This window comes from Methylophaga sp. UBA1464 (assembly GCF_002325665.1).
Lineage (GTDB): Bacteria > Pseudomonadota > Gammaproteobacteria > Nitrosococcales > Methylophagaceae > Methylophaga.
The window spans coordinates 3,761-4,213 of sequence record NZ_DCSO01000046.1; the positions used below are offsets into that span (position 1 = coordinate 3,761).

At 49.4% G+C, this 453-nt stretch carries 1 protein-coding gene; it reads left to right on the forward strand.

Annotated features, from left to right (window positions below; genetic code table 11):
• On the forward strand, window positions 1-453 hold a 453-nt coding region (locus tag B3O33_RS05440), incomplete at both ends, for a nitric oxide reductase activation protein NorD (RefSeq protein WP_292363155.1).

Sequence of the window (453 nt, forward strand, 5' to 3'; positions counted from 1 at the left end):
CAATGCTGCGGTTGATGCAATGATTGCCATCCGTATGGGCGAGCAACCCAATACACGTATCACCATGCGTAATGTGATAAAAAATCGGGATTTAGCCGTAACGGTGTTACTGGATTTATCGGAATCCACCAATGATGTTATCGAAGGCAGTGAGAAGACGGTTCTGGATTTGACGCGTGAAGCAGCAACCCTGGTGGCTACAGCCATCAATGGCATCGGTGATCCCTTTGCGATTCATGGCTTTGCCTCGGATGGCCGGCATGATGTGCAATATTTCCGCTTTAAAAATTTCAATCAGCCTTTTGATGATGAAGCAAAATCACGGCTGGCGGGGATGAAGGGTGGTTTATCGACACGAATGGGCGCCGCGATGCGTCACGCGGCACAACACCTGCTAAAACAACCGGAACGCCGCAAATTATTATTGCTGGTCACCGATGGTGAACCTTCGGA